This is a genomic window from Deferribacterota bacterium, assembly GCA_034189185.1.
Classification (GTDB): domain Bacteria; phylum Chrysiogenota; class Deferribacteres; order Deferribacterales; family UBA228; genus UBA228.
Map to the genome: position 1 here is coordinate 1 of JAXHVM010000291.1, position 1,654 is coordinate 1,654.

At 29.1% G+C, this 1,654-nt stretch carries 2 protein-coding genes; both read left to right on the forward strand.

Translation table 11 applies throughout. The features are described 5' to 3' along the window. Positions 1–480: DedA family protein (locus SVN78_10985; GenBank protein ID MDY6822130.1), on the forward strand; the 480-nt coding region annotated here is incomplete at its 5' end. After that, positions 480–1,654 (forward strand): peptidoglycan DD-metalloendopeptidase family protein (locus tag SVN78_10990; GenBank protein ID MDY6822131.1); only part of this gene is annotated, 1,175 nt, incomplete at its 3' end. The genes SVN78_10985 and SVN78_10990, both read left to right, overlap by 1 nt.

The following is a 1,654-nucleotide window of genomic DNA, read 5'->3' on the forward strand; positions in this document are numbered from 1 at the left end:
TATCTATGTAGCAAGGGCGCAATGTCTATATATTTAGTTATTATTTTTGGTACATTGGGGAGTTTATTTGGAGCACTGATAAATTATTATCTATCCTATACAATAGGTTTACCTTTCCTACTAAAATATGGGAGATTCATTTTTATTAACCAAAAAATGTTAAAGAAGGTGGAAGTATTTTTTTTAAAACATGGTGAGATTACAATATTTGTAGGCAGATTAATACCCACTATTAGGCAGTATATATCAATTCCTGCGGGGCTTGCTAAAATGAATATTTATAAATTTTCAATATATACATCAATTGGGGCATTTATTTGGGTTACAATATTAACATACATTGGTTACTTTATAGGTAATAATCTCCCCTTGATAAAAAAACAATTAAACTTAGTTATAATTTTTTTGTTGCCATTATTATTTTTATTGGTTATATATTATATAGTCATGTATAAAAGGAAGGGTGAAAAGATTCAATAATGATATTTAGGAAACTTGTGGTGTGTTTGTTGTGCCTACTGTTTGTAGGCAGTCTTAATGCCAACGTAAAAGATACAAATATTAGTGATTTAGATAAAACATCAAAAGATATAAAAGATGAATATAGATTATATTATGTAAAAAGAGGTGATACTCTATATTCTTTATTAGATGAAATATTCAGTCCTGCTGAAATTCTGGAGATCTCAAAAAAGATTAATAATAAATTAAATAGCTTTATATTAAAAGAAGGCCAAAAAATAAAATTTTATAAAGATAAAGTAGTAATAAATGCGGCAGTAGATAAGGATTTAACAATTTTAAAGAATAATGAAGGTTTTAATATTGTAGTAACTAAATACGACATACAAACAATTAATTATGTTGTAAATGGCACCATTAATGAGAGCCTATTTAAGAGTGTAAATTCTATTGGCGAAGATGATAGGTTAGCGATAATGCTAGCGGACATTTTGCAGTGGGAAGTTGATTTTTTTAAAGATATAAGAAAAGGAGACCACTACAAGCTTGTTGTGGAAAAGAAATTTTGTCGTTCTAAATTTATTGGATATGGCAAAATTCTGGCTTTAGATTTTATTAATAGAGATGAACTAATTAGGGCTTATTACTATGAAGATGATAAAATTAGTGGATATTTTAAATATGACGGCACTTCATTAAAAAGGGGTTTTTTAAGGGCTCCACTTAAATATTCAAGGATTTCTTCAAAGTTTTCTTATAGTAGGTTGCATCCTATATTTCACAAGCCTATGCCCCATCTAGGAATTGATTATGCTGCTCCAACAGGCACTCCTGTTTATTCAACAGCTGATGGCAAAGTTATTGTTAGAGGGTATAAAAGAGGTAATGGAAATTATATAAAAATAAGCCATAATAATGGATTTTATACTTATTATATGCATCTTTCAGGATTTGCAAAGGGTATTTATGTTGGCTCAAGGGTTAGGCAGGGGCAGGTAATAGGTTATGTAGGTGCAACTGGATACGCTACAGGGCCTCATTTAGATTATAGAATCAAAAGGTATAGTAAATTTTTAAACCCTTTAAAATTCAAGGCTCCTACTAAGAAAATGCCTACATCTAAAATACCTTTATTTAGGGAAAATATAGCTAAATTTAAAAACCTTCTTGATAATACCTATTATAGATATGC